Origin of the sequence: Frankia sp. Hr75.2 (assembly GCF_949319125.1) — a bacterium.
GTDB classification, from domain to species: Bacteria; Actinomycetota; Actinomycetes; order Frankiales; family Frankiaceae; genus Parafrankia; species Parafrankia soli.
Map to the genome: position 1 here is coordinate 1 of NZ_CASGGV010000152.1, position 1,373 is coordinate 1,373.

A 1,373-nucleotide genomic window follows, 5' to 3' on the forward strand; every position below is an offset into this window, starting at 1 on the left:
CTACGGCTGGATCCACAGTTTCTCGGGCAGCAGGGAACCGAGGCCGTACTGCGCGAGGCCGCCGACGTTCTTGCCCGAGATGGCGCCGAGCCCCCCACGCGCGATGAAGAACATCGGGGTCAGTTCGGTCAACCGTTCCTGCACGGTGTCGTAGGCCGCCTTGCGCTCCTCCTCCGAGGTCGCGGTCCGGCCGGCCTGCAGGGCCGCGTTGAGCGCCGGGTCGTCGATACCGGGCATGTTCGCCGGCGAGCCTCCGGCGAAGACCGTCGACAACCGAGGCTCGGGATCCTGGAAGAGCGCGGACGTGATGACCGCGTCGAAGTCGAGTGTCCTGCGCAGCTGGACGAACTCGGCGAGCTCAATGGTCTTGATTTTGACCTCGACGTTGTTGAAGGCGCCGAGCTGGGCCTGGATGTTCTCCGCAAGCGCCCTGTTCTCGCTGGCGGAGGAGCTAGTGAACGTGAAGGACAGCGGCTTGCCCTCCGCGGCCAGCTCGTCGAAGAGCCGCTGGGCGGTCTCCTTGTCCGTCTTACGCAGCGGCGTCTCCGAGTAGAAGGGGGAGGCGTCGGTGAACAACGTGTCGGCCAGCTGCGCGGTGCCGTTGTAGGCCGCGAGGTTCAGTGCGTCCGAGTCCAGCGCCGCCGCGACCGCCCGACGCGCACGAATGTCGTCGAACGGTGCTCTGCGCATGTTCAGCGCCGCGAAGACGCCGCCGCTGAGCCGCATGACGTTTGTCGACAGACCCGCCTTGGTGGCTTTGTCGAGGTTGATCCAGCTCGAGTCGATGGCCACGTCCGCACCCCCGGTGAGCAGCGTGTTGTAGCGCTGGTTGCCGTCGAGCGCCGCGCGGAGGGTGAGGCGGTCGAGGTAGGGCCGGGGTGCGTCCCAGTAGCGGGGGTTCCTGACGAGCCGGATATCGGCCTGACGGGTCCAGCTCTCCAGGGTGAACGGTCCCGCGCCGATCGGCTTCGCGTCGAAAGCCTGCTGGCCCTTCTGCAGGGCCGCGGGTGAGGCGATCCAGTTCATCGAGGAGGCGAGGACGGACAGGGCGTACCTCGGCACGGGGGTGACCAGGGTGACCTTCAGCGTGACGTCGTCCACCACCTCGGACGATTCGATCGTCGCCGCCTCCGACCGGTGGGCCGAGCCGACGGCCGGGTCCTTGGTTCGGTCCCAGTTGAACTTCACGGCCTCGGTGTTCAGCGGAGTGCCGTCGGAGAACACCAGGCCCGGCCGCAGCTTCAGGGTGAAGGTCTTGCCGTTGTCGGTCGTGGTGAACGACTCGGCCATCGAGTACTGGACCTCGTCTGCCTCATCGTTGGTCATCAGGGTCCCGTACAGGGCATTGCCCAGGAAGCCGCCGGACGCATACG

The 1,373-nt window shown here is 67.2% G+C and carries 1 protein-coding gene; it reads right to left on the reverse strand.

Translation table 11 applies throughout. The annotated features are described in order from the left end of the window. On the reverse strand, positions 1–1,373 hold a 1,373-nt coding region (locus AC559T_RS12785; RefSeq protein WP_498868843.1), incomplete at its 5' end, for an ABC transporter substrate-binding protein.